General features: G+C 59.0%; 24 protein-coding genes. 9 read left to right on the plus strand and 15 right to left on the minus strand.

Annotation, left to right across the window (positions count from 1 at the left end):
- Positions 1–63 precede the first annotated feature (63 nt).
- Positions 64–810, plus strand: a complete 747-nt coding sequence (locus tag PSH86_RS21430) for a 3-oxoacyl-ACP reductase family protein (protein ID WP_305484770.1) — start codon at positions 64–66, stop codon at positions 808–810.
- 64 nt (positions 811–874) lie between these two features.
- Here the strand turns inward: PSH86_RS21430 and PSH86_RS21435 are convergent, their stop codons facing one another.
- The 7 genes from PSH86_RS21435 to PSH86_RS21465 all read right to left on the minus strand — a co-directional run bounded on the left by PSH86_RS21435 (position 875) and on the right by PSH86_RS21465 (position 6,760).
- On the minus strand, positions 875–1,570 hold the full coding sequence (locus PSH86_RS21435; protein ID WP_109756485.1) for an HAD-IA family hydrolase: 696 nt from the start codon (positions 1,568–1,570) through the stop codon (positions 875–877).
- A 262-nt stretch (positions 1,571–1,832) separates the two neighbouring features.
- Positions 1,833–2,216, minus strand: a complete 384-nt coding sequence (locus PSH86_RS21440) for a hypothetical protein (protein WP_305484775.1) — start codon at positions 2,214–2,216, stop codon at positions 1,833–1,835.
- A gap of 88 nt (positions 2,217–2,304) precedes the next feature.
- Positions 2,305–2,508 carry a hypothetical protein gene (locus tag PSH86_RS21445; RefSeq protein ID WP_109756483.1) on the minus strand — a complete coding sequence of 68 codons (204 nt, stop codon included), beginning with the start codon at positions 2,506–2,508 and terminating at the stop codon, positions 2,305–2,307.
- Positions 2,509–2,583: 75 nt separating this feature from the next.
- Positions 2,584–2,757 (minus strand): hypothetical protein, encoded by a 174-nt coding sequence (locus tag PSH86_RS21450; protein ID WP_162893857.1) that lies wholly within the window; start codon positions 2,755–2,757, stop codon positions 2,584–2,586.
- A 707-nt stretch (positions 2,758–3,464) separates the two neighbouring features.
- Positions 3,465–3,881, minus strand: coding sequence for a glycine zipper domain-containing protein (locus PSH86_RS21455; protein WP_072406201.1), 417 nt, complete (start codon positions 3,879–3,881; stop codon positions 3,465–3,467).
- A 346-nt stretch (positions 3,882–4,227) separates the two neighbouring features.
- Positions 4,228–4,413, minus strand: a complete 186-nt coding sequence (locus PSH86_RS21460; RefSeq protein ID WP_109756482.1) for a hypothetical protein — start codon at positions 4,411–4,413, stop codon at positions 4,228–4,230.
- Between the two features lie 157 nt (positions 4,414–4,570).
- On the minus strand, positions 4,571–6,760 hold the full coding sequence (locus tag PSH86_RS21465) for a response regulator (RefSeq protein ID WP_109756481.1): 2,190 nt from the start codon (positions 6,758–6,760) through the stop codon (positions 4,571–4,573).
- Positions 6,761–7,056: 296 nt separating this feature from the next.
- Between PSH86_RS21465 and PSH86_RS21470 the strand changes: the two genes are divergently transcribed.
- The 3 genes from PSH86_RS21470 to PSH86_RS21480 all read left to right on the plus strand — a co-directional run bounded on the left by PSH86_RS21470 (position 7,057) and on the right by PSH86_RS21480 (position 8,949).
- Positions 7,057–7,950 carry a hypothetical protein gene (locus tag PSH86_RS21470; RefSeq protein WP_158285177.1) on the plus strand — a complete coding sequence of 298 codons (894 nt, stop codon included), beginning with the start codon at positions 7,057–7,059 and terminating at the stop codon, positions 7,948–7,950.
- A 281-nt stretch (positions 7,951–8,231) separates the two neighbouring features.
- A complete protein-coding gene (locus PSH86_RS21475) occupies positions 8,232–8,510 on the plus strand; it encodes a short-chain dehydrogenase (RefSeq protein ID WP_305484780.1) in 279 nt (92 codons plus the stop codon).
- Between the two features lie 172 nt (positions 8,511–8,682).
- The gene (locus PSH86_RS21480; RefSeq protein WP_305484782.1) at positions 8,683–8,949 is read left to right on the plus strand and encodes a hypothetical protein; all 267 of its coding nucleotides are present in this window, start codon (positions 8,683–8,685) and stop codon (positions 8,947–8,949) included.
- A 163-nt stretch (positions 8,950–9,112) separates the two neighbouring features.
- Here PSH86_RS21480 and PSH86_RS21485 read toward each other — a convergent pair whose 3' ends face one another.
- Positions 9,113–9,736 carry a hypothetical protein gene (locus PSH86_RS21485; RefSeq protein WP_305484784.1) on the minus strand — a complete coding sequence of 208 codons (624 nt, stop codon included), beginning with the start codon at positions 9,734–9,736 and terminating at the stop codon, positions 9,113–9,115.
- Between the two features lie 143 nt (positions 9,737–9,879).
- Here PSH86_RS21485 and PSH86_RS21490 point away from each other — a divergent pair, with 143 nt between their 5' ends.
- From PSH86_RS21490 to PSH86_RS21505, 4 genes are all read left to right on the plus strand, one after another.
- The gene (locus PSH86_RS21490; RefSeq protein ID WP_305484786.1) at positions 9,880–10,557 is read left to right on the plus strand and encodes a phytanoyl-CoA dioxygenase family protein; all 678 of its coding nucleotides are present in this window, start codon (positions 9,880–9,882) and stop codon (positions 10,555–10,557) included.
- Between the two features lie 97 nt (positions 10,558–10,654).
- On the plus strand, positions 10,655–11,710 hold the full coding sequence (locus tag PSH86_RS21495) for an alpha/beta fold hydrolase (RefSeq protein WP_305484788.1): 1,056 nt from the start codon (positions 10,655–10,657) through the stop codon (positions 11,708–11,710).
- Positions 11,711–11,799: 89 nt separating this feature from the next.
- Positions 11,800–12,189: a hypothetical protein gene (locus PSH86_RS21500; RefSeq protein ID WP_109756474.1), complete on the plus strand. Its 390-nt coding sequence runs from the start codon at positions 11,800–11,802 to the stop codon at positions 12,187–12,189.
- Between the two features lie 20 nt (positions 12,190–12,209).
- Positions 12,210–12,896, plus strand: coding sequence for a hypothetical protein (locus PSH86_RS21505; protein WP_370873683.1), 687 nt, complete (start codon positions 12,210–12,212; stop codon positions 12,894–12,896).
- A 47-nt stretch (positions 12,897–12,943) separates the two neighbouring features.
- Here the strand turns inward: PSH86_RS21505 and PSH86_RS21510 are convergent, their stop codons facing one another.
- The 7 genes from PSH86_RS21510 to PSH86_RS21540 all read right to left on the minus strand — a co-directional run bounded on the left by PSH86_RS21510 (position 12,944) and on the right by PSH86_RS21540 (position 18,665).
- Positions 12,944–13,567 carry an SMI1/KNR4 family protein gene (locus PSH86_RS21510; RefSeq protein ID WP_305484792.1) on the minus strand — a complete coding sequence of 208 codons (624 nt, stop codon included), beginning with the start codon at positions 13,565–13,567 and terminating at the stop codon, positions 12,944–12,946.
- A gap of 88 nt (positions 13,568–13,655) precedes the next feature.
- On the minus strand, positions 13,656–14,474 hold the full coding sequence (locus PSH86_RS21515; protein WP_305484794.1) for a suppressor of fused domain protein: 819 nt from the start codon (positions 14,472–14,474) through the stop codon (positions 13,656–13,658).
- The gene (locus tag PSH86_RS21520; RefSeq protein ID WP_305484796.1) at positions 14,431–15,567 is read right to left on the minus strand and encodes a sterol desaturase family protein; all 1,137 of its coding nucleotides are present in this window, start codon (positions 15,565–15,567) and stop codon (positions 14,431–14,433) included. Before PSH86_RS21520 ends, PSH86_RS21515 begins: the two co-directional genes overlap by 44 nt.
- Before the next feature lie 125 nt (positions 15,568–15,692).
- Positions 15,693–16,139, minus strand: a complete 447-nt coding sequence (locus PSH86_RS21525; protein ID WP_176689642.1) for an NUDIX hydrolase — start codon at positions 16,137–16,139, stop codon at positions 15,693–15,695.
- A 75-nt stretch (positions 16,140–16,214) separates the two neighbouring features.
- Positions 16,215–17,018 (minus strand): diaminopimelate epimerase, encoded by an 804-nt coding sequence (gene dapF, locus PSH86_RS21530; RefSeq protein WP_305484798.1) that lies wholly within the window; start codon positions 17,016–17,018, stop codon positions 16,215–16,217.
- Positions 17,009–17,374, minus strand: coding sequence for a VOC family protein (locus PSH86_RS21535; protein ID WP_305484800.1), 366 nt, complete (start codon positions 17,372–17,374; stop codon positions 17,009–17,011). Before PSH86_RS21535 ends, dapF begins: the two co-directional genes overlap by 10 nt.
- A 127-nt stretch (positions 17,375–17,501) precedes the next feature.
- A complete protein-coding gene (locus PSH86_RS21540; protein WP_305484802.1) occupies positions 17,502–18,665 on the minus strand; it encodes a PDZ domain-containing protein in 1,164 nt (387 codons plus the stop codon).
- Positions 18,666–18,933: 268 nt separating this feature from the next.
- On the opposite strand from PSH86_RS21540, the gene PSH86_RS21545 reads away from it, so the two are divergent.
- Entirely contained in the window at positions 18,934–19,977 is a 1,044-nt protein-coding gene (locus PSH86_RS21545; RefSeq protein WP_158285167.1) for a S1C family serine protease, read from the plus strand.
- Positions 19,978–20,002 lie beyond the last annotated feature (25 nt).

Here is a 20,002-nt window from a genome sequence, read left to right on the forward strand (position 1 = left end):
ACGCCTTCTTGATACTCGCTCCATCACCGCGGCATCTCGCCCCGGCACTTTTTGGAGAACATCATGAGTAACCAAGCACTGAACGGCAAAGTCGCCTTGATCCAAGGCGGTTCTCGCGGCATCGGCGCCGCCATCGTCAAACGCCTGGCGGCAGAAGGCGCCGCCGTGGCCTTCACCTACGTCAGCTCTGGCGCCAAGTCTGAAGAACTGCAGAACAGCATCACCGCAGCAGGCGGCAAGGCCCTGGCGATCAAGGCCGACAGCGCCGACGCCGAGGCCGTCCGTAACGCCGTCGCCGCCACCGTCGAGGCTTTTGGGCGGTTGGACATCCTGGTCAACAATGCGGGCGTGCTGGCCATGGCGCCGCTGGATGAATTCAAACTCGAAGATTTCGACCAGACCCTGGCCGTCAACGTGCGCAGCGTGTTCGTCGCCACCCAAGCGGCAGCGCGGTACATGGGCGAAGGTGGCCGGGTCATCAACATCGGCAGCACCAACGCCGACCGCATGCCCTTCGCCGGCGGCGCTACGTACGCCATGAGCAAATCCGCGCTGGTGGGCCTGACCAAAGGCCTGGCCCGTGACCTCGGCCCGCGCGGCATCACCGTCAACAACGTGCAGCCCGGCCCGGTGGACACTGACATGAACCCGGCCGACAGCGACTTCGCCTCCAGCCTGATGTCGCTGATGGCCATCGGGCGCTATGGCAACGTCGATGAAATCGCCAGCTTCGTCGCTTACCTGGCAGGGCCGGAAGCCGGCTACATCACCGGTGCCAGCCTGACCATCGACGGTGGTTTCGGCGCCTGATCCAGGCTAACCATGTGGCGAGGGAGCTTGCTCCCGCTGGGCTGCGCAGCAGCCCTTTCCTATCTCAGGCCCACTCCAATTCCGGCAAACCGCAAAGGCTTGGCTGGAACATCTTCAAGGAGCGGATGATCCCATCGGCGTGGGCATATTTTTCGTCCGCCATGGCCGAATCCGGAATGGCAATGGCGGTCATCCCGGCGGCTTTCGCGGCCGTCACACCGAACGGCGAATCCTCGAACACCAGGCAGTCGCGCGGCGCTACACCCAGGCGTCGGGCAGCGGTGAGGAAGATATCCGGCGCCGGTTTCGCCGCACCGACCTCAGGGTCGTCCGCCGTCACAATGCAGTCGAACAGCGCGAACCAGTCCCGGTGCAGCGTGGTTTTCAGCGCGAACGTAGGACTCGACGAACTGGTACCCACCGCAATCGGAATGTTGTGGGCTTTGAGATGGCGCACCAGTTCCTCGGCGCCGGGCATTCCCAGAGCGTGAGGAAAACGCTCGCGCATCAAGGGCTCGCGGATGACCAAAAACTCCTGGGGAGTGATCGGCAACTCCAGCGCCTGGACGACGTAATTGGCCAGGTCCGTGGCCCCGCGGCCGATGATATTCTGCTTGACGCTCCAATCGAAGGTGCGCCCATAGCGTTCGGCGATGATGGAGGTGACCTCGGTGTAGATACCCTCGGTGTCCAGCAACAGCCCATCCATGTCGAAAATCACAGCCTTGATCGGGCCAAACTCTTTCAGCGGTGCATTCATCGCATCTGATCCGTTATCAACACAACATTCCAGGGATGGCTCAGGTGCGGCCAGGGCAGCGTGTTCGCCTTAAAGGATTCAGCAGGATAACGAAGGGTGCTTGGAACCGGCAATGGGAAATCGGTGAATGGGGTCCGTGGCGAGGGAGCTTGCTCCCGCTCGGCTGCGTAGCGGCCGTTGGATCTTGGGGTCGCTTCGCAACCCAGCGCGAGCAAGCTCCCTCGCCACAAAAACGGATGGGTGTTGGATGACGGCGCAGCGGTTATTGACCCGAGCTACCGGAGCCACCCGATCCCGAGCCACTGCCGCCCGAGCTGCCACCGCTGTCGCTGGTACCGGTTCCGCCGTTGGTCCCGCCGCCGGCGTCGGCACCGCCCATCGTGCTGCCGCCACTCATCGAACCGCTGCCCGTGCCGGGGCTGGTGCTGCTGCCGCTGGCATCGCCGCCGTTGCCGCCCCCCACGGTGCCCGGAGGCAAGGCGTTGCCATTGGCACCGGATTTGGAGCCGGCTTCCATTTCCGAGGAAGGCGGCATCCCGCCCTTGTCCACGGGCGGCGTACTGCTCGAAGATTGTGCGAAAGCGGCCAATGAACTGACGGAAAGAATCCCGGCGAGTGTCAGCGCTGTCATGTTGGACTTCATCATGGTGAGTCTCCTTTTCAAGGTCCTTACCTGATGTCTGGCAGGCGTGGCGGGCCGATGGTGCCACTGGATCGACAGGCGGAACTGACAATCAGCTCGGCGTGCCGGAGGCATCGTCACCGGCGATGTCCGGATCATCCGGGGTCGCCTCGACGTCCTCATCCTCGCTGGGCACCTGCTCCACTCCCGAATCGTCATCCGGTGGACGCTGGTCGCGGCTCAGCGGGTTAGTGGGCGATGGCAGTGGGTATTCAGGGGTTTCTTCGTCATCGGGGACGGGGGAATCGGCAGTCATACAACCTCCTGGCAGGTGCACGCACCTGTCCTGCGGCTAAAGCTTAAAGAACGCGGGCGATCCGTTTGAGCGCCTTCACTTGTAGGATTCGTCCTCAAGTTCAGCGTCTTCATCGTCTAGCAAGGGCACTTGGGCGTCGTCCATCAAGGAACCGGGGTCTTCATTGCCCGGGTCGTTGGGGCCCGGATCATTGATGAAGGGAACGCCCGTCGGGCCTTTTTCTTCCTTGCCTTCGGTTTCCGGCGTCATGGCACACCTCGCGATTGCTGATGGATGTATGAATTTGAGGTGGGGGGGCGGCAATCGTTCCGGGGGATTTGATCTGTCGTTTTTTGGGGGTGTTTTAGGGGGGTGTATATCCGTTTCTTCGGTAACGGCTGCTTATGGTTCCGCCCTGACGGCGGGTCACTTTCGAAAAGCCCGGAAGCCGGCCCAGTCGAGAGTAACCAAAGCGCTTATGCCCCACCACGAGGCGGCCTGAGAGCCGACCTGGCTCTTGCGGGGGGTGTACACCCATCAGATCTTGTTTGAGCTGGACCTGTGGGAGCAAAGCTTGCTCGCGAGGCGGTTTTATAGCCGACCTGCTCTTGCGGGTGTACCCAATCCAACTGTGGGAGCGAGCCTGCTCGCGAAGGCGGCGGTACATTCAACATTGATGCAAGCAGACCCACCGCTATCGCGAGCAAGCTCAGCTCCCACAGGGATCGGCGGCGGACACTGATTTTATAAACGATCAAAAAACTGAGTGGGAGCGAGCCTGCTCGCGATGACAGTGGTGCTGTTGCACAGCGGCTGGAGCTGTCTGTTGCCCTTGCTTTGGGCTCATGATTTCGACGCTCCGTCAGTCAAAAGAAGCCCCACAAAAAACGGCGCTTCCCATTTCTGAAAGAAGCGCCGTTTTTTCTAGATGAACAGCATTACGACACAAGGCCGGGGCTTTTCATCCAAGCATCCGCTTAACGATGATTTCTCTTGTGCTTATGCTTGTGCTTCTTGCCACCGGAGTGACCGTCGTTGTCATTGGACAGGTTGCTGCCCAACGCGCCGCCGGCCGCGCCGCCGACGCCAGCACCGATAGTGGAGCCGGTGGAGCCGCCCAGGCGGTTACCGACGATCGAGCCACCGGCCGAGCCCAGGCCACCGCCGATGGCGGCTTCGGTGCGGCTGCCCTTGCGCGCGCCCACGGCGCTGCCGGCTGCGCCGCCGACGCCCGCGCCAATCGCGGCACCGGTGCTGCCGCCCATCTGCTGGCCGACTACGTTGCCTAACACACCGCCCAGACCACCGCCGACCGCGGCGGTACCGTCGCCGGCAGCCATCGCGCCCTGGGCAACCACTAACCCCAGTACCAAGGTGGACAAAGTCAAACGCATGATAGAAACCTCAAGAATGCCGCATCGGGGAGAAATGGCCGGTGCACGCGGGCGCGAGTTTACGCCAAACAGCGTCAGCCATGACGGTTGGACAACGAAACGGCGATTTATTTTATGACAGGCAAAAAAAAGCCCGCTGGGGAAACGGGCAGGTACTGCTTTCTAACGGATGAGCTCAGAGTACGTACCTGCTTGTGAAAGAAACGTGAAAGGAAACGCTACTTGAGAAAAGATTCTGATCGGAACGCCGAGCGTCCCTGGCGGCATTCCCACGCGGGAACCTGGGAACGAAAAAAAGGGCTGCCATGCAGCCCGGTGGGAGCAAGCTCCCCTACCACGATCCCCGTCACTTCTTGACCGGAACCCTGGGCAGGAACTTGGCCTTCTCCCCTCGTTGTACTTTAGCCACCTTCGTCCTGATGGACTTGATCGGCTCGTCACCAAAATCCGCATGATAGGTCGACTGACCACACTGCAACCCTTCATTGATCGGATACGCGGCGGTGTTCTCCTCGCTGTACGGTGTTCCCATTGCCTTTCCCCTTTTCATCGAGGCCCATATCGGCAACAACCGGTTGCCTGAAAATATCGACCTTCACGATAGTGAGACTAGTCGGTCATCAACAGACTGTTGATTCAACAAAGCCCTGGGCCGACGAATGGAACTCACTGTTTCAAAACGGAAACACTCATTCAGCCCCCAATATCGTCCGGTTTAAAACCCGGGAAACCTGATCGGCCGAATAGGGTTTGGCGAGGAACTCAAAGCCCTCATGCCCACTGTGGGCCAACTCTTCGCTATAACCGGAAGTGAGTACCACGGGCAGATCCGGACGACGCTGGCGCAGCTCCCTGGCCAGGGCAATACCGCTGATGCCCGGCATCACCACGTCAGAAAATATCGCGTCGAATGCCATCGCATCCGGACCGACCATCTCCAGCGCTTCTTCGGCGTTGGTCGCCCAGGCGGTCTCGTAGCCCAGGTCCTGGAGGATCTGGTTGGCAAAACGCCCTACCTCCAGGTTGTCTTCCACAATCAGCACCCGACGCTTGCCCTTTTCCAGCACCACGTGCGTGGGTTCGTCCCTGACAGGCTCGTGGTGGGTTTCGGGGGCGACCTCTGGAAGGTACAACGTGAACACCGTCCCTTCCCCCACCACGGTGCAAACATCGACGTTGCCACCGGACTGCTTGGCAAAGCCGAACACCTGGGACAAGCCCAGCCCCGTGCCCTTGCCCACTTCCTTGGTGGTGAAGAAGGGCTCGAAGATGTGCTCGAGCACTTGCGGGGCAATGCCAGTACCGGTGTCCGCCAGAGCAATGGCGGCAAAGGATTGCCCGGCCCCGGCATGACCACGGATCGGTGGCATGCCACCGCCGCAACTGACCCGAAGCCACAGCGTGCCCTGGCCATTCATCGCATCCCGGGCATTGAGGGCCATGTTGATCAGCGCCGTCTCGAACTGGCTCAAGTCCGCCCGGATGTAACAGGGCCGATCACACAACTCGACGCTGACCTGGATCCGCGCCCCGGTCACGGTTTGCAGCATGTCCCCCAGGCTCTGCACTTGCTTGCCCACATCGATGACTTGCGGCTTCAACGGCTGGCGCCGGGCAAATGCAAGCAACTGGCTGGTCAATTTGGAGGCGCGCTCCACCGTTTCGGACACCGCGGTCATGTAGCGCTGTCGGCGCTCTTGCGACAGGTTGGGCATGCGCAGGAAGTCCACCGAAGAGCGAATGATGGTCAGAAGGTTGTTGAAGTCGTGGGCCACGCCACCGGTGAGCTGGCCGATGGCTTCGAGTTTTTGCGACTGGCGCAGTGCCGCTTCGGTCTGTTTCAAGCGTGCGGTGCGCTCCTCGACCCGCTCTTCCAGCGTCGCGTTCAATTCGGCCAGGGCCGCCAGGCCTTCGCGCACGGCAGCGTCGGCACGGGCGCGCTCAATGTGGGCCCAGGACCGCTCCGTGACCTCCACCAACAGCGCCAGGTCGTTGGATGACCAGACCCGTGGCGTTTTATCGTGAATGGCCATTAGCGCGGTCAAGCGTCCGCCCTTGATCAACGGCACGCAGATGGTGGCCGCGATGCCAATGGCCTGGAACGTCGCCGCTTCCTCCGGCGCCAGTTCCTTGAGGTTATCGTTGATCACCAACGGCTTGCCGGCCCTCAGCTTGGCGACGGCCAGACGACCGAAATCAGCCAGCCGATAATGCCCGAGGATATGGGGCGAGCCCGCCCTGGCCCAATCGCCACGAATGGTAAAACCGTCTTCGTCCTCATCCATGTCCGCGTAGGCACAATTGGACAGGTTCAAGTGCGCCGCCAGAATCCGCGTGGTGGTCGCCATGATGCTCTGCGGGTCGGTGGCGTTCGCCACGGCGGTGCCGATGGCATCGAGCACGGCCAGGCGCTGGGTCATGAACACCGTCGAGGTGGTCTCGGTGACCGTATCCAACATGCCCACGACCTTGCCGAACTGATCACGAATCGGGCTGTAGCAGAAAGTGAAATAAGCCTGCTCAGGACCGCCACCGCGCTCGATGACCAGGGGGAAGTTCTCTATATAAGTCGCTTGCCCCTCAAAGGCCGCGCGCGCAATCGGCTCGATATCGCTCCAGACTTCCCGCCACACCTCATCAAACCGCCGGCCCAGCGCCTCGGGCTTGTTGCCGAGGATCGGCAGGAACGCATCGTTGTACAACGTGATCAGGTCCGGCCCCCATACGATGGCCTGGGGAAAATGCGAGGCGAGGCTCAGCGCCACGGTGGTCTTCAACACATCGGGCCACTGCGAAGGTGGCCCGAGTGGCGTGCCTTCCCACGGATGGCGGCGAATCCGTTCGGCCATTTCTCCATAGCTCTGGAGCCAATCTGTCATTGCGTTCGATCCTTCTGAGACGCCAATACCAACGAGGGAAAAGCTTGTGACCTCAAGCACGGCCGTATTATCCCGCGCAGGGTGGGAATGCGCGATTGGATTGTGGGACGTGTCGGGCTGTAGATGGGGGGTGAATGGCGGAAACGGGAGGTTGGGCTACAGAAATATCCTACATATCGTTGAGAATTGCCCCGCCGATCAACCTATTGCGTATTTTTTGTGAAGGAGGTCATAGTCTTGCGATTGCCCAGATGTTAAATGGGTTGCTGACTCGATAGAAGGAGCATCTGGCATTGATGGAGAACATCGAAGAGGTTCAGCGCGGCCTAAAAGACGAGAGGGCAGCAGGAGACAAGTCATACGATGATGCTTTTGCAGCCAGATGCTTACAAATTTTGGCAGGAACCGAAGACCTGTTTCTATACCAAAACAGCAATGCCACCGATCTGCGCCATTTAATGCCAGAAGTGAGCCTTGGCACTAAGCTCGTAAGTGTCGTCGCCGAAAAACATTACGTCGACACTGAGGTCTACACCTTCCGTACGGGGGGAACAAATGGTCACTATTTTTCGGTAATGGTGACGCCTGGCGAGGTTTGGATCGACGTCAGTTTGGTTGATCCTGGTCGAGGAGGTAACGGTATCTACGCTGCGGTAGGCGCATTTGCAGCGAATACGACGAGAGAATTCATTGGTGATCCTGAGGGGCTTTCAGACATTGCTGCGCGCCGCCGGACTGACGCGATGCTCTCTTCCGCACTAAAACAAGGGACGACCAAGCACATTAGGCCGCATCAACGCCAGATTGACGGTGATGAACGGCTAGGCATCCCGTCGATCAAATGGATAGACGATGATACTATCGGCAATATCCAACGTATGCTTGAGACAGCATATGAATCCTTAGCCTTCCACGTGCCGGAGGTACGAAATGCTTGCTACGACTTCGAAAGTAAAACCTTCCGCGACGTTGCGGGCGGACAGCTTCTGGATGAAGATTTGGCAAAGTGGAGCTTTGAGCATCCAGGAAGCCGAAAGGCGGGCGCTGGGCTCGCAACGTTTAAAAGAGGCTTACTCGTCGGTACCCTTCTACGCCAGGAAAGCGGCTCGAGACCCGCAATTTTGGAGCAAGTTTTACGCGAGCCGCGTGAACTCGTAGAGAACGGCAATCTCGCAGGGATCTTCTATTAGGGATATTGAAGTCCCGCCCCATCCGTACCTAGTTGCGCTAGTAGCTACTCATACTCCCACGATATTACCCATCGAAAAATATAGATGACGTCCTACCGAGTTGTAAGACGTACAGCTCGGATGCTTACGACGATGGCAACGTCCTACATAGGATTGGGAATCCTCTCCCTATCGATCTCTTGCGTATTTTTTGCGGTGACGTCTATAGTTCTGGCGTCGCCCAAGTGGCGACCGGGTTTGGCGACTCGATTGACACAATTCCAATCACACAGGGAATTGTTATGAACCAATATATGGGCCTCACCAGCAACGCCGACGACCAACCCCTCTACGTCGATACCGCCGCCCCGCTACACATCCTGCTCGACTCAGCCGCCTACCGAATCCGTGCCGCCACCCAGTTCCTGGAAAACTTGGCAATGCGTGATGAACTGACCATCGACCCCGCGACCCTTCAGGATCTGGCACAGCTTTGCTGCATCCCCCTGCGTGACGGGTGCGACGTGATGGATGTGATTGCCCAAAGACTAGATGCGGCACCGGCCGGCTCCACTCTATAGACCTGCCCATCGAATAAACCAGCCAGCCGATAACCCGTGGCGAGGGAGCTTGCTCCCGCTGGGCTGCGCAGCGGCCCCTTTTGTGAGCGCTGCGCACTCAAGCGGGAGCAAGCTCCCTCGCCACGAAAGAAACAGCTCTATGCTGTGGTTGGTCTGTAGAAGAGGACTCCCAATGGCGCAAACCGCTATCGACAGCGTCGCAGCTCAGGTCCGCAGGCTTGCTGAAACCCATAATGTCACTGCTGAGCGTGACGCCATAAGTCGTATGGCCGCGGCCATCACCCGTCTAGCTGGCGACGTCGTCGAGCTGGATAAGGTCGAACAGTTGCTCGTCAATCTCAAGAGAAAAGGCATTCTAAGCAAATCGGAGATCCTGATACTCCAGAGCAAGTACCTTCAGGAGAAGCGACACGCCAAGAAACGTTTTGAGACCCTCTAACCAAATGATCGGCCCACTCTGCTGCGAGTCATATGGATGCTGATCTACGAACTTTCAAAAAGCGGGGTCTTCGATAACAAAGGCCAGCCTTGAGTAAAGCAACGTATCAGGAAACAGCTTCTGGTCTAAAGCAAGCGATGAGCTCAACGCCATCTACTGGGAACTACTCAACAACCCCGTTATAAACAACCATCGCACTCCCCTCCTTCTTGACCACAAGCTTATTCCCCTGCGCCATGGCCTCGACCAGTTCAGAACATCCCTCCACTTCACGCTTCCCATCAACGCGCTCGGCCTGGGTGTCGAAACTGAATACGTAGGTCGACGCCGGGCACGCGTTGCCCCCCTCTCCCGTGGAAACAACCAGCACATACTTGCTCGGGCCAAACGTGTAAGCCTTTTCAATCGTCACATAACCGGTGTACTCGGCCTGCTCAACAATTGATTCCATGACGTTCATCACACCCGCCCGCGATTGATAATTCAGCGCGGTCCCCATCGCCTCGGTCTGGGTCGTGAAAGGCCCGGCACGCTCGGTGTTGACGGGCAACGGTTGATAGGCAACACCCGGGGGCGCGGGAGGTGCGGCTTGAGTCTTGGCGATGGGTTTTGTAACAGGGCTTCGCTGGAGTTGAGGGCTATCGCATAGGCCGTTTTTACAAATGAAATCCCCTTGGCAGTCGATGTCTTCCGAGCACTGGTTCGTTTCTTCGAAGGTGCTCTGGTCGGCCTTGGCGTAGCCGACGACGGCCAGCGCCAGGAGAGTGCAGGCAAACAAACGCTTCATCGATGAAGTCCTTTTCTTGGATGGTGGCCGATGATAACTGCAAACCTCCCGGGTTTGCTCCGGTCAATTTCCAGTGTCCGGTAGCCCTCTGTTGGTTTGAATACTAGCCTTGCAAACGTCCCCACAAGGAAGTCGAGACCTCCATGGCTGATCGCGAACAACTCCATCGAGACGGCTACGTCCTGCTCCGCCAAGCAATCCCGAACGAATGGCTGGCTGACCTGCGTAGCGTGTTCGACGCAGGCGTGCGACCGTCGGACCAATGGCCTGTGCCCCGTGGCATGGACTGGCGCTATTCAATGCTGGACGATGATTCGAAGATTCAGGCGGTGTGTCGTCTGCCCCAGCTACTGGCGGTGGCAGGCGAGTTGATCGGCGAACGGTTCTTCCTCTCCCAAGTGGAAGGACGCGAGCCCCTGGTCGGTTGCGGCCACCAACAATTGCACCGCGACTTGTCGGCCCAGCGGCCAGGCGACATCGCTATCGCCCTGGCCTTCTTCGACGATTACGGCCCCCAGAACGGCGCGACACGGATCGTCCCCGGCAGCCATCGCCCGAAGCCGGGAGCACCACCCTTGGACTTCAATGACGAGTCCCGCTCTGTACAGTTGTCAGGCTGCGCCGGTGACATCCTGGTGTTCGATGTCGATCTGGTGCACGCAGGTAGCCTGAACATGATCGGCACACGCCGTCGATCAATTCTGATCAGCTATTGCTCGGAGTCGTTATACGCATCACACCTGGAAACCGCGGCGCTACGAAATATTCGTATGGACACCCGCGATCGATTCGCCCCTGCGGACTTTGCTTTCAGAAACTAGGATTTTTGCTCGATGAAAGTGATGCGCAGCGCTTCGAATCTGAGCTTTAATGCCGGCGCTCATCGCCCCCTTTCGTCTAATCAAGGAAGAAACGACATTGAAAACAGCTTTCGGCGCCCTGTTGTTGGCCTGCCTGACGACTACCGCATTGGCTGACGAGAACCCCGTCGGTTTCCAATCCTCCACCCTCCCGGATCCGCACAACGGTCGCGCACTGGAGATGGTCGTTTGGTACCCCAGCGCAACGACCGCAACCCCGCAACTGATCGCCGATAACGCGGTATTTGTCGGTGCATCTGCCGTGCGTAACGCGCCGCCCACTGCCGGCGAGCATCCACTGGTAGTGCTCTCCCACGGCTACAGGGGCAACTGGAGCAACCAGATCTGGCTCGCCAGCGCGTTGGCCCAGAAGGGTTACATCGTCGCCGCCATCAACCACCCCGGCAGCACCACCCATGACCGCAGCCCTCAAGCAGCGGCACAGCTTTGGCAACGGCCGGTTGATCTGCGTCGGGCCATTGATGCGGTCACGACTCAACCGGAAAAATTTGGCCGGGTCGCCAATGGCCGAATTGCAGCCGTGGGCCACTCACTCGGCGGCTGGACCGCCCTGGAGATCGCTGGCGCTCGCTTCGATCCCGAGCGCTTCGCCCAGGACTGCAAAGCCCATTCGCAGTTAGCCAGTTGCACCGTCTACCAGCAGATGAACCCTGCCAGCACCGCTGAAGCCAAGGCCGAACTGGCCGCCGATTGGCGGGATAAACGCGTCACTGCGGTGGTGACATTGGACCTGGGCCTTTCACGGGGCCTGACCGATGAAAGCTTGGCCGCGCTGCCTGTCCCTGCACTGGTGATCGCTGCCGGCGTACCGTCGCGTGAACTCCCCGCCGAGTTGGAGTCTGCCAACCTAGCCAAGCGTCTGCCCCAGGCGTCAAGCCGTTACGTTGAGATCAAAGACGCGAGCCATTTCAGTTTCATGTCGATGTGTAAGCCGGGTGCGCAGGAGATGCTTGAAGAGGACGTGCCAGGGGATGGAATCATTTGTCGGGATGGCGATGGCGGTCGTGCTCGGGGGGTGATTCAGCAGCAGGTTGCATCATTGATCGCAGAGTTTTTGGCGCAGCCATCTGCGCACAAAGAAGGCAGTTTGTGAACTGCCCCATCCTCGTCAAAAATAGGTCTCTTTCCCAACAGTTTCCGACTTAACTATCCTACGCCTCCACCCCAAACGGATTCGCCAAGATGTATCTGCGTTCAAGCTTATTGTGCCTGTGCTTTTTCAGCGGCCTTAGCCAAGCCGCTGTTAACTGTTCTGCCCTGGCGGAAAAGCTCTCCGGGACGGTGCCCGAATTCCATCCATCGGTGCAAGGCAAAGTCATCGGTAGCGGACGCCTGCATTTCCACGAAGCGCCAGATGAAGCCTGTGCCAACAAGAAGATTTTCGTAATACCCGGCGACGCCCTCACCATTTACTCCAGCCTTGAAGACGAATCGTGGCTGGAAGTGAACTTCATCGCCAAAAGCGGCGACGACTATACCGGTTGGGTAAAGGCTGATCGGGTCGAGATTGGCGTACCTTACGGAGCGCCACCGGAGGATGCCGACGACGCGCCGGCGGATGACGCCCAATAATTCATATGGGGAAAAATACGATGACGGGGTCGCCAGAAGGGAGCGGTCTATTCCCGGCCAGCACGCCCGATGACCTGGACGTGGCTGATGACACGGGCTTCGCCGCCTGGGCTCGCGTCTGGGCGGAGCTTGGCGTCGGATGCGCGTCACGAGAGACGTACGAAGAACTCATTCGACACTACTGCGAGCCGCATCGCGCTTACCACAACCTCCAGCATCTGAAGGAATGCCTTCAGGTGCGCCGAGTCATCAACGCGGCCTGCCAGGCCCCCGCCGAAGTCGACCTCGCGCTGTGGTTTCATGATGCGATCTACGACCCCCTTCGCAGCGACAACGAGCTGCGCAGTGCGCAATGGTTGGATGACGTGGCACGCGCTAACGGCCTGGGCGATGAAACGCGACGCAGGCTTTACGATCTGGTGATGGTGACGCGACACGACTGCGCCCCGGCGTCGGCAGACGAAGCGGTATTGGTGGACACGGATCTGGCGATCCTTGGGGCATCCTTCGAGCGGTTCGAGGAATACGACCAGCAAATTCGCCGCGAGTATCAGTTTGTGCCGCTGCCTGTGTACCGCCAAAAACGGCGTCAGGTCCTTGAAGGCTTTCTGGCACGTGGGCGCATTTATACGACTGCACCGTACTTCGACGCATTCGAGCAGCAGGCACGTGCGAATCTTGCACGCGCCATTGACCGCCTCGACTGATGACTGGCGTCATTCGGGGAGTCGGGTTTCAGCGATCCGATCAGGCTTCAAATCAACCGATCCAAAACCCTCGCATTCCACAATTCCCGATACCGCTCCCGCCACCCCGGACTCCCCTTATCCAACCACTCCAACGTCGCCTCAATACTCTCAGGGCTGATGATGAAGTGGTTGATATGCTCCTCGATCCGCTCTTCCGATAAATGCAGCGAGTCCAGATAACCATTGAAAGAATCCGCCAACACCACATATTCATCGCCCTGCTGACGGCGCCCAGTCCAGGCAGGTAACCCCGCCACCATCGCCGCCACGTCCTGGCGCCCTTCCCGCAAATCCAGCAACAAGATACTCGCGCCGCCGTCGCGCCCAATCGGCAACAATCCCGTCGCGGGGAAACCTGGCTGTGCCCGCAGTTGCTCCAGTTCAAAGGGGTTGGATTCATACTCTTGGTCCGGATCCAGCCCGTACAGCGAAAAACTGAGCAATTCCTCATCGCCATTGGCGAGCGTGGCCAGCACATCGTATTCCACGTAGGCGCCGTTGCAGGTCTTGAGGAACTGGCGATAGTCGTCCGGCAAGCGGGCGCCCAGGCTGGCTTCCAGTTGCGCGATAGCCTGGTCGGTGGCGCCTTCACGGGTGTCTTCGAGGATGAGTCCGCGGTAGTCAGTCATTGATATCTCGAAAGGTATTGGGTGGGATGGGGTACCAAATCTAGCGACCGTTCATTTGGGCATTTTGTGGGGGCGACCCCATTCGGTATCACACCACGCTCGCCCGATGCAGGCTGCTCATGTGCCCTAGCCCTACCCCCGCCGCCTTCAAACGGCTCACCAGATCCTCCCGCGCCGTTCGCCCACCGGAACGGACGTATTCCAGCTCCGCCGCCGTGATCAAGACCACCGGTACCAATCTGACCGGGGACAAGGGCATGTCATCCAGCTGGGTAGGGAAATCCGGCTCGGGGGCGCCGAGCAGGACGCCGGTGGAGTCGTCATCGGTCACGAAGAGCTTGGGCAGTTGATCGCTCATGTGGTGCGATTGGCTGAGCCCGGGAAGCTCAAGGGATAGCGCCCCGTACTGGTCGAGTTGGTGGGTGATGCCGCCAGCGTCGGCCACTGTTTTAGCAACGTGCTCCAGGAGCTCGAATACCCAACTGCGCTTGAAAGGATCGACCTCACCCACGGCGCCGCGGGCGTGCTCGGGGATATCTGCGGTTTCGACGAACAATTCCATCTCGAAACCGTTGCCCATTCCTTCAGTGTCATCGAATGGATCGGACAGGCCTTCGGTGGCGAGGATAATCGTGTCGCCCCGGCGCACCACGCGGTAGGCCTGGCGGGTCGAAGGCCAGTATGGGCCGCCGGAAAAGCTCGGGCTGATCAGGTAGGAAAGGACATCCCGCTCGACCGTGCCGACAGAATTCCAATGACGATCCAGGCAAGCTTCGCCGGCTTCCCGGACGGCCAGGTTGGCCGCTTCAGCCTCGGTCAGGTTGCTCTGTTCGTGGGGTTGCGGCACGTCTTGGGCTTGGGGCTCAGGACTTTTCGACGAACCGAGGAGCTTCTTGAAGAAATTCATGGGCGTTCCTTGCTGGATTTCGCTCGGCCTTTCTCGTCTCAGCACTCACTGATCCGATGGCTGGCGTGGCGTGCATTGTGGCGTGTTGGCCTGGATATGAAAACGCGGGCAGGCACTTGCGAGCAGTTTCGACGAAAGGCGTGACAATCAGGCTATACACCGTCAGGTAACGCTGGTGGTCCTGTTCTCCGGTGCCGAAACGCAAGTGCTCGGGCTGCGAACGGGTGACATAGAGCGTGCCGAACATCCAGTCCCATAGCGACAGGTTGACGCCGAAATTGCGGTTGAAATGACGGGGCGCATCGCTGTGGTGGATCTGGTGCTGGGCCGGACTGTTCAGCACGTGTTCCAGCACCGGGCCAAAAGACAGCCAGACATGGGTGTGACGCAAATTCGCCGCCAGGCTATTGAAAATGAATACCAGGTACGTCACACCGAACAACGTGTAGCGACTGATCTCCCCCCCACAGGCATACCAGAAACCACCCGCGAACAGGCCCAGGCAGGCGGTGATACCGAGTTTCTCGACGATCTTCTCCACGAAATGCACGCGACTCGCCGTGGCCGGCACCAGTACGGGCGCCGAATGATGCACCTTGTGAAAAGCCCAGAGCCAGCGCGAATGAAACGCCCGGTGCGCCCAGTAGTGGACGAAATCCTTCACCAGGAACACCCCCAGCCCATAGAACAACGCCAGCGAAAGGTTCTCCCCCAGACGCGGACGCGCGCCCCAGAGGTTGTTGAAAAAAGCCGAATAGTCTCCAGAGCGCAGAATGTACGGGTCCACCAGATGAACAATGGGCAACACCAAGGCAATCTTGAGAATGGCCCGTACGAAGTAGTAGCGATAGTCCAGCAACGCCGAACGATGCAGATACACCTGGCTGCCACCGATGAATTGCCAGAACGAACGAGCATCGGTCAGGCGGCGGTGTTTTCTGAAACGAAACAGGCCATAGGCGACACCGTAGGAGGCGCAGAGAAACAGGACTCCGAACCGGCCGTTCAGGTTGAAAATGCCGAGGAACTGCTGGGTGACGGGCGCGATGACCCACGCGTTCAGGTGTTGGTAGACAAGGGAAAACGCATCCACGAAATGCCGGCCTCTGTCGAAGGAGCGGTATTGTAAATCAGTCGCGTTGGGCTCGGCTTGGGTTTTCAGGCATTTTCTGGGCAGACTCTGCAAGCCCAGGAGGCTTCAGGTCCGACGTGTCGTCCTCACTCCAGGAGCGAAGCCGACTTGAGCAAATCGTAAAGCCCCTCAGGCACCAGCGGCGATATAGCCGTGAAACTGTCACTGGAGCACCACGTTGCCCTGAATGATGCACCGTCGCTTTCAAAGCCTTCCAGCCACGGCTTTGCGTAGAGTTCGGCGTCGTCAAACCTTGCATCGTAGACTTGGACGATCTCGTGCCCCGGCTTGCCAGCGTAGGTAAAGATGCTTTCCAAAGTGCCAATCAGTCGAAGGTCGCTGATCGAGGTGCCCAGTTCTTCCTGCACTTCTCGGACGATGGCATCGTGGCTCCTTTCACCGAATTCAATGCCACCACCTACGGGACGAAAAAACGTCTGTTTTTTGATCGCATCGTAAAACTGGTTGACCAGTATTTTTCCGTGATGATGAAAGATACAGAGAGCGAGGGCGCGAATGCGTTGCTCCGACATGAGTAAAACTTCCTTTTGATTTAATGATGCATAACGTTCTGCAATCCCTGCGTCAGGGTTGAAAAACATATCGACTCAGCCTTGACTCATCGTCCCCGAAAAACTCGCCTCCACCGGCCCGACAAGAAAAACCGTCCCCACGCCATCCCACTGCACCGTCACACTTCCGCCATCACATTCAACTTCAACGGTGCTGTCCAACAAACCACGACGAATCCCGTTAACAACCGCCCCACACGAGCAAGAGCCTGAACCCAGTGCAATACCCGCCCCGCGCTCCCATATACGCAACCGAATATGCGTGCGATCGATGATCTGGACGAAATGAACGTTGGTCTTGAGTGGGAATAGTGCGTTGGTTTCGATGGCTGGGCCGACCGTCGCGATATCAATGGTTGCCAGATCATCCACAAAGTAAGTGCAGTGAGGATTTCCCATACTGCATGCGGCGGGACTGCCGGCCAGTGGCAGGACAGCGGAGTCCAACTCCTGCACCAAGGGAATGTCCGACCAGCCAAAAAGCGGCACGCCCATGGCGACGCAAATGTCGCCGTTTGAAACGCGCTCGCAGGTGAGCAGGCCACGGTTGGTGCGCAGCACTACCGAAGAAACATTTGCCTGGCGCATGAGCAGGTCCGCAGCCCCCCGCGTCGCGCTGCCACAAACGTCCAATGCAGAGCCATCCGCGTTCCAGAACATCACACGCGCATCGGCATCGTCGCAATCGAGCAGCACCGCGAGTTGGTTGAAGCCTACACCTCGGTTCCGATCCCCCATGCGCCGGGCCACGGCACTTGTCACCGGGTTGGCCGAATTTCGCGCATCGACAATGACGAAGTCATCGCCATTGGCATGCATCTTATGAAAGCTCAGTTGCATGCAAACGCTCTGCTGGAGATAGAAATGGAATTACCATCGGGGTCTTTGGCGTTGGCAAAAGAGTAATCGTCCGCCTTGTGGGTAGCGCCAAATTTCAGGCCTTGGGCCAGGCACTTGGCCTTGAAACCCTCGACATCCGGGAGATCAAAGACCAGCTTTACGGTGACTTGTCCTGTTTTAACGGCCTTGCCCGCCGGGTGAACCATCAGGATCGCGCCGCCGTTTGCAGGGCTCAATTCGGTGACGCGGTCATCGGTTTTTTTTTCACGACTGAAGCCGAAATGACGCTCGTAAAAATCACAGGTCGCTTGAACGTCCCGGACATACAGCATGATTCGATTGAGTGACGGTTGCATGTGGTCTTCCTTGATCGCTGTTGAAGATGAAGCCCTTTGCACGAAGCATGATTGCCCAGTGCCTTGGCATCACGGGCACTCCAGCGCTTCAAACCGTCCGATCATAACCGCAGAGAACGATTACAGCTCAAGGCCAATCAACAAGCACCGCTTTCGGATCCCCCTGGCGCATCTGGGCCAGTTCAGCATCTGCCTTGGCTTGTGTCGCATGGCAGAACTCGAAAGCGTTCTGTGTCTTGCCGGTCGGTCCCTTGGCCTCGGCCATGCAAACAACAGCGCCGGGGGCACAAACGGCACTGTTGAGTTTGAAATCCCCCCAAACGCCGGGCTGTTCCTGCTTCACTTTGGCGATATAGCTTTTGAGTGAGGGTTGCATGTCGCTCGTCACTCCGGCGATCAATTTGACCGGGCTGACGGCAGCGCCGTACGTATGCTGGGTGGTCAGCACGGCAGTGCAATACATTGCATTCACCGGGATCGCAGCCGCTACACCGTTCGCCATCACCGTTGGGGTCATCGAGACTTGAGTGCCGCCAGGCCCCACCAGAACCGGAACGACGCTAAACGCGTTGTTTCGCCATACTTTCAGACTCACCCGCGAGCCAATTGACGCTTTTGCAACGGCTACCCTGAAATCGATTGAATCGGCGATAGGCCGATCATCAACTGCCACGATCACGTCCTGAGGCACTATCCCGGCCTGCTGAGCACCACTACCCGGAACGGTCGCCAACACAACAACACCGGCAGGTGGCTGCGCCAAAGCCATGGCCCGCTTCGGATCGATGGTATCGATGCTGGCGCCGATCTTACCGCGAGGTAAATTGGCAAGCTGGCAACCCTTCTCAAGCCATACCTGGCTGGCCGCTTCTTTTCGAGCCGTGGCGACCTGCTTCATGATCGGCTCAGCGCTTGCCTGGTACATCGGCACCTCGCTGAGGGACATTTCGATGTACTCACAGGACTTGGAGCGATACCGGTCAGGTGTTTCCCGGGTCACCAGTTTTTGCAGGTCAATGGGCGGCAGGCCTTGGGGCACGGCGACCGTGGAAGTCGCGGGAGAGACGCTGGCAGAGTCCGCAGTCGCGACCGAGGAGACCACGTAGGCGCCGGCCGCCAGGCCTACGGCACTGGTCATTACGCTGGTGTCGACGCCACCCGGCATGGGAAGCAGCATCGCACCGACCACTGCGGCCTCACCGAGCCCACCATCAGAGGCACAGCCCGTCAGGCCAGTGAAAGACAGTACAACGGCGAGCCTGGCGCTTGATTTGAAGGCGGTAGCAAACATTTCGCTTCTCGGTGCTTGATTCGAATGGATCGTGCCGCATCATGGCAAAGTGCCTTTAAGTTGTATATCGAATGCACGTTTGCCCGGATGTCACTCGTCTCAATCACCACGACAGCACAGTGCCTGGTTGAGGTTGGACAGGATGATGGCCAAATAGTACCTTGCCTGGACCTGCCTAAACGCCACGACCTCAGAGAAGCCCATGTCGACAAAATGCCTTGCCGGAATGCTGGTGCTCCTCCCTCTCCTGGCGTCTTGCGTCAACCCCATGTACAGCGCCGCCGAGCGAGCCGAAACAGCAGAATACCTGCGTAAGGTCAGAGACCCGGCGACCTACTACGCCATGGATTGTGAAACGTTCCTGGCCACCAAACGGGGCTGGGAACAACATCCCAACATGGCAGCCGACCCCGTCAACCTGGTGATCCAACAGGTCGCCACACAACGCGACTGTTCCGCTGGCAGCGTCCCTGCGCCCAGTGCTGTTGCGGTGGCGCCGACGCCCGTGACGTCAGCGGCAATGCCCGTACCGATGTCTAATCAGTCGGGTGTATTGGGCCTGCACATCACCCCTGTGACACCAACGGTGGCTCGGCAATTCGGCTTAGCCGCGGTTAGCGGCGTCTTGGTCTTGGGACCCGTGCCAGGAAGTGGCGCTGAAAAAGCAGGCATGTTGGCCGGCGATATCGTTTTGCAAATTGCCGGGACCTCGGTCAATAGCCCGGCCGAGCTGACCGCTGTCGCCAGCCGTATTCGACCTGGTTTCACAGCGCCGCTGAAGGTATGGCGTTACCGGGCACCCATCGACGTGCTGGTGGAAATAGGCGACTCATCGGGCTTGGCCCCCTCGGTGGCGCCTGCGGCTGTCGCTGCGCCGACGCGTCCCTTGGCCACTGCCGTCACTTCCCCGGCGAGCAATAGCGCAGCAAATATTTCGTTCTGTTTTGCCCTGTTCGAGGCCAGGCAAGTCCAGGGACTGAGCGACTATCCATCAAGAGGCCTCATCACCCCCGTCTGGCAAGGCCCGGCACTGACCGGCACACCGGCTCGCCTGGCCATGCCAGAGTTCCAGGCATTCACCCGGGCCCAAGGCTACGACGTGAAAATGCAACCGATGTTCTGCCAACCCATCGGCGCCAGCGAGCAGTGCCAGGCGATGGGATCGGAGAGTTTCATGCTGACCACTCGCAGTTTTACCGCGATGGTCAATTGCACTGAAACCTTGCAGGACGTAGAAACAACGCGCGGTCTACTGCTCAAACAGTGGCCTTATCTGCAGACCACCGCGTGGCGTCCCTTGGCGGGTCAGTAACCACCTCGAGGGGATGCTCTGGACG

Origin of the sequence: Pseudomonas sp. FP2300, from assembly GCF_030687595.1 — a bacterium.
GTDB lineage: Bacteria > Pseudomonadota > Gammaproteobacteria > Pseudomonadales > Pseudomonadaceae > Aquipseudomonas > Aquipseudomonas bijieensis.

Coding starts and splice junctions, on each gene's coding strand:
- PSH86_RS21430 (WP_305484770.1), top strand. CDS start 64: ATGAGTAACCAAGCACTGAACGGCAAAGTCGCCTTGATCCAAGGCGGT.
- PSH86_RS21435 (WP_109756485.1), bottom strand. CDS start 1,570: ATGAATGCACCGCTGAAAGAGTTTGGCCCGATCAAGGCTGTGATTTTC.
- PSH86_RS21440 (WP_305484775.1), bottom strand. CDS start 2,216: ATGATGAAGTCCAACATGACAGCGCTGACACTCGCCGGGATTCTTTCC.
- PSH86_RS21445 (WP_109756483.1), bottom strand. CDS start 2,508: ATGACTGCCGATTCCCCCGTCCCCGATGACGAAGAAACCCCTGAATAC.
- PSH86_RS21450 (WP_162893857.1), bottom strand. CDS start 2,757: ATGACGCCGGAAACCGAAGGCAAGGAAGAAAAAGGCCCGACGGGCGTT.
- PSH86_RS21455 (WP_072406201.1), bottom strand. CDS start 3,881: ATGCGTTTGACTTTGTCCACCTTGGTACTGGGGTTAGTGGTTGCCCAG.
- PSH86_RS21460 (WP_109756482.1), bottom strand. CDS start 4,413: ATGGGAACACCGTACAGCGAGGAGAACACCGCCGCGTATCCGATCAAT.
- PSH86_RS21465 (WP_109756481.1), bottom strand. CDS start 6,760: ATGACAGATTGGCTCCAGAGCTATGGAGAAATGGCCGAACGGATTCGC.
- PSH86_RS21470 (WP_158285177.1), top strand. CDS start 7,057: ATGGAGAACATCGAAGAGGTTCAGCGCGGCCTAAAAGACGAGAGGGCA.
- PSH86_RS21475 (WP_305484780.1), top strand. CDS start 8,232: ATGAACCAATATATGGGCCTCACCAGCAACGCCGACGACCAACCCCTC.
- PSH86_RS21480 (WP_305484782.1), top strand. CDS start 8,683: ATGGCGCAAACCGCTATCGACAGCGTCGCAGCTCAGGTCCGCAGGCTT.
- PSH86_RS21485 (WP_305484784.1), bottom strand. CDS start 9,736: ATGAAGCGTTTGTTTGCCTGCACTCTCCTGGCGCTGGCCGTCGTCGGC.
- PSH86_RS21490 (WP_305484786.1), top strand. CDS start 9,880: ATGGCTGATCGCGAACAACTCCATCGAGACGGCTACGTCCTGCTCCGC.
- PSH86_RS21500 (WP_109756474.1), top strand. CDS start 11,800: ATGTATCTGCGTTCAAGCTTATTGTGCCTGTGCTTTTTCAGCGGCCTT.
- PSH86_RS21505 (WP_370873683.1), top strand. CDS start 12,210: ATGACGGGGTCGCCAGAAGGGAGCGGTCTATTCCCGGCCAGCACGCCC.
- PSH86_RS21510 (WP_305484792.1), bottom strand. CDS start 13,567: ATGACTGACTACCGCGGACTCATCCTCGAAGACACCCGTGAAGGCGCC.
- PSH86_RS21515 (WP_305484794.1), bottom strand. CDS start 14,474: ATGAATTTCTTCAAGAAGCTCCTCGGTTCGTCGAAAAGTCCTGAGCCC.
- PSH86_RS21525 (WP_176689642.1), bottom strand. CDS start 16,139: ATGTCGGAGCAACGCATTCGCGCCCTCGCTCTCTGTATCTTTCATCAT.
- dapF (WP_305484798.1), bottom strand. CDS start 17,018: ATGCAACTGAGCTTTCATAAGATGCATGCCAATGGCGATGACTTCGTC.
- PSH86_RS21535 (WP_305484800.1), bottom strand. CDS start 17,374: ATGCAACCGTCACTCAATCGAATCATGCTGTATGTCCGGGACGTTCAA.
- PSH86_RS21540 (WP_305484802.1), bottom strand. CDS start 18,665: ATGTTTGCTACCGCCTTCAAATCAAGCGCCAGGCTCGCCGTTGTACTG.
- PSH86_RS21545 (WP_158285167.1), top strand. CDS start 18,934: ATGTACAGCGCCGCCGAGCGAGCCGAAACAGCAGAATACCTGCGTAAG.